The 3,551-nt window shown below is 41.5% G+C and carries 1 protein-coding gene and 2 pseudogenes; 2 read left to right on the plus strand and 1 reads right to left on the minus strand.

Features of this window, described 5'->3' with window-relative positions:
* Positions 1 to 133: 133 nt before the first annotated feature.
* On the minus strand, positions 134 to 2,050 hold the full coding sequence (locus tag UR504_RS21445; protein WP_320740154.1) for a recombinase family protein: 1,917 nt from the start codon (positions 2,048 to 2,050) through the stop codon (positions 134 to 136).
* Positions 2,051 to 2,145: 95 nt separating this feature from the next.
* Between UR504_RS21445 and UR504_RS21450 the strand changes: the two are divergent.
* Positions 2,146 to 2,364, plus strand: a pseudogene (locus UR504_RS21450) (hypothetical protein); the annotation flags it as partial.
* Between the two features lie 81 nt (positions 2,365 to 2,445).
* Positions 2,446 to 3,391: pseudogene (locus tag UR504_RS21455) on the plus strand (IS3 family transposase).
* The last annotated feature ends 160 nt before the right edge of the window (positions 3,392 to 3,551 follow it).

Raw genomic sequence — 3,551 nt, forward strand, 5'->3', positions numbered from 1 at the left:
ATATGATTGAATCCCCATGAAGAACCAATTTTTGCTGATAAGTAGAACGTCAGTATTATCCGGGAGATGAATCCAGTATAGGTTTATTGGGGAAGTTTGTTGGCTTCCCCTTGTCTAATAGGTAAGAGTGATTTTAGTTTGAAATTTTATTTAAGTCTTCTAGCGAGTTAATCACATGCTTAATGCCGTTGATCGTTGCATATGATTTGCTTGTAGTGCCATCCACCCTGATAGCTATTCCATTGACTTCATCGTGTCTAATACCATCTTCTAGCTCAGTGATATACGTCGGGTTAAGAAGGCTGACTTCGTGTTTTTCCTGAATATGCTGCGCAAATTTGTCAGGAGAAATAAGTACATCAATGAAGGAGTGCAGCACAAGTCCTTGCATTTTTAGTAAGTCATGATCATTGACTGTTTGCGCTTCTACATACGAAACTCCAGGTGATCGGTTGCGATTGAACTTAATCACGATTCTTTGCTTTGTCTCGTCCGCGAAGGTTACTTCGAAATGACCATGTCGCCCATCAATATCGTAACAATCAATGCGTCTGATAGCTTGCTTTACCTTTAATCTGATCTGCTTACGGTTAGGGTTCTTTGTATCATGCACATCAAATTGTCGGAATTGTTGCCAGCCCGTAGTTTGAATTTCTGAACGGTTGATTTTGTACTGATGAAATTCTCTCTCAAGCGTCGCTTTATTATGTTTATTCAGCTTAATCTGTTCTGCAAGCTCTTCAAGGCTATCCGTTAAAGTTGCCAGTTTCAGAAGCTTATCAATAGATTCTGAGGTCTTTTCAATCTCAGATTCATACCATGCCGTTTTATCTTCTTGGTGGTTGTTCCAGACGTGATCAGCGATTAGTTGCAAAACAGTGTGCTCAAGCTGGTATGCCGTAAACCCTTTTTTACCGCAAGGTTTACCCTGAACAATCTTTGAGCCACAGATATAACGGTATTTATTTTCGTTTGAACCTGATTTGAACATAAAAGAACCACACTTCCCACAGAAAAGAATTCCAATTCCTGATAGTAACGGGATTTCGGGTTCAGGGTTGCCCTCTGGGTATTTTGAGGAGCTTCTAGTTACCGCTCGGTGTCGGTCCAGTTTTGATAGAGTCAGATAGTCTATTTCTGAAATCAGTGCCGGGTAGTAATCAGGAATAACGAATATTTCTTTCAATGGTTCTTCTGAATCCGGATCGTATATCACGACACCTGATTCATCGCGCTTATCCAGCGTAAAGACCTTTTGTCCATAAACAGTAGGGTTCAAGAAGGTTCGAATTAAATGCTTGCCCCATTGTTCCGTTTTGGGCGTCAGTGCTTTACCTGTCTGGTCTTTATAAACCCTCTTTTTAGGGGCCGGGTAATGTTCGTTAAGATATCTTTGGATTCCAAGAAGAGTTTCACCGTTTTGTTTCAGCTCTATAATCTTTTGCGCTGCTGCAAAATACATTGAGTGTGGGGTAACGTATCCTGATTTTGTATCTACCCACCAGACATTCTGACCCACTGATTCTATTGCTTTTGCTGGCGTTCCCGCTTCTCTTGTCAGGTTGTGCCGTATCAGTGAACGGGCTTGGGCTTCAACCCGATTCTTTTTTGTCAACGATTCGTCGTGGGCGCGTGTGAACATCAACAATGAAATGATTAAATCGGTTGGATTATTCTTTACGTCCGCGTACTTATAGACCTTTTCATCCATGCCAGTAACAACAACTATCCCCTTGCTAAGTATGCTCTTGAATATATCCAAAGCGGTCCAGGCATCATCACGACTAATGCGGTCAAGATTTTCGACTACTAGCCACGAACCAACGGGAACTTTAACCCCAATCTGCTTGATGAACTCCGATAGCTTCCCTTCATGAGCATTTTTTCCTTTGAACGCGGACATGCCGAGATCGTGGAAAGCCGTTGTATCAAGTTCAAGATTATAACGGGCCGCAATTTTTAGAGCGGTATCTTGCTGACGTTCCAGGGAGTTACCTTCCCGTTGTTTCACAGATGAAAAACGCACGTACGAATACAGCTTAGGTTTCATTAAGTGTGATTCCCTTCGAATGGTATTGATTGATCAAATGGACCTGATGCTAACAGCAGGAATGTGGATTTTAAACAGTGAATAATTGTATGTTAGGCAAGCCTGCAAATGTAAGGTGTTTTCAGTTATCTAAAGATAATTTATGTAAGATTTTTGGATCCAACCTTCGTCCCAAAGTTTGCAGTAGTCTACAACCGTCTCTGGGAATGTGTTCAACGAATCGAACAGATGCAATGACCTACCTAATCAAACTTGAGAATGATACTTGCCCTGTAACTGTAAGCATCTCACATAATAGTTTCATTCACATTTAGAGAGCCTCCGGCATAATCAATCAGCTAACAAAGGAGATCGCCATGCGTATAGTCCGTTTTACTGAATAGCAGATCATCGCCATGATTAAGTCGGTTTAAGCTGGACTAAATGCCAAAGGTGTAGGGCTGAAGGCAGACCTTTCAGAAGACACCTGCTACAACTGGAAGCCTCATTACTGCGATATAGACGTTTCTGATACTAAAGATACGGGATCTTAAGGACGAGAACTGACATCTTAAACAGATGATTACCAGTCTTTAAGCCTGAGCTGGTCATTCATCTAGCCAAGACATCCGGACTCAGTATCCGTCAGCCCAGTAGTTGTATGAAAATAAGCTGAGGGGATTTACGATTGCCGTCCGGATATCTTACGTGACGAACCCGTTATTGCTGCATTGCAGGCGGTAGTAGAATGATATCCACAATACGATTTTTGCTAGCTGTACTTGATTCTGCGACGACAGGGATACCCGTGGCATCTCAATAAAATCCGCCCTATTTATACTCTGCTGAAGCTGAATTATCACCGACAGGGAAAACAATGTTATCGGTGTGTAATCCCTCACCACTGGTCCTTGCGGAAACACTAAACCAAAGATGGTCGATCGATTTTATGCATGATTCCTTAGTCCGTTGTCGCACGTTTAAAGTAGTTCAAGATTGTAACCGGGAGGAGTTGCCGATTTGAATTGGCCTTATTTACCCGCTCCATGAGTGGTCTAGGGATCCGATAGGATTACGGTAAAGTCCGGCTATCCGTCTATGTTGCGCATGGATAATGGTCCGGAGTGTATTTTGCTGGTAGTGACGAATGTGTATGAAACATACTGAAACTGGAGTTTTAACCAGGCGGGTAAATCGATGTAGATTGCTTTTATGATCATTTTAGCCGGAGATACCATACAGGAGAACCCGATTATTATCTGTACAGAGCACTGAATGAAGCACGAGAAATGACGGAAAAAATTGTTGTCAGAATATAGCCGTGAACGCCCGCACTAATTGTTGAATGATATGATAACGTAGGAATACTGCAAAAAAAATTATCTGGTCGGGATCTCAAAAATGCATGGGACAAAAAGGATCTATTAACAAATTTTAATAGAAAATTCCGCAACGTTACTGACAATCATGTTAAAAGGTATAGAAATGTAAATACATTATCCTATTAAGAAATGTATACTAA

Origin of the sequence: Enterobacter sp. 241F3 (assembly GCF_034106785.1) — a bacterium.
GTDB classification, from domain to species: Bacteria; Pseudomonadota; Gammaproteobacteria; order Enterobacterales; family Enterobacteriaceae; genus Enterobacter; species Enterobacter vonholyi.

What these genes read in the sequence shown, in the direction of transcription:
- UR504_RS21445 (WP_320740154.1), bottom strand. Translation starts at nt 2,050, where the DNA reads ATGAAACCTAAGCTGTATTCGTACGTGCGTTTTTCATCTGTGAAACAA.